1 protein-coding gene is annotated in these 258 nt (G+C 46.1%); it reads right to left on the bottom strand.

Going from position 1 to position 258, the window contains the following annotated elements:
* The coding region (locus SB775_RS31200; RefSeq protein ID WP_410865152.1) for an ABC transporter substrate-binding protein at positions 1–258 on the bottom strand (258 nt) is incomplete at both ends.

Below are 258 nucleotides of genomic sequence, written 5' to 3'. Positions count from 1 at the left end.
CAGGTTTGCTTTTTCAGCATTTTGAAGGTAATACAGCATGTAGGCATAATTACTCCCCTTTTCGGGATCAAGCATTCGCTTCCAAGCGTATTCGAAATCATCAGCGGTAACAGGGTCACCGTTGCTCCATTTTGTATCGCGCAAGTGAATCGTGTACGTTTTCAGGTCATCGGATATATCTATCTTTTGTGCCACTGAGAGCTGAATTTTTCCATCTGGTCCCACTCGCGTCAAGCCGTCAAAGGTCGCTCTTGCGAG

Source organism: Peribacillus sp. SIMBA_075, from assembly GCF_046534585.1.
This window is presented reverse-complemented; position numbering and strand designations above follow the sequence as displayed.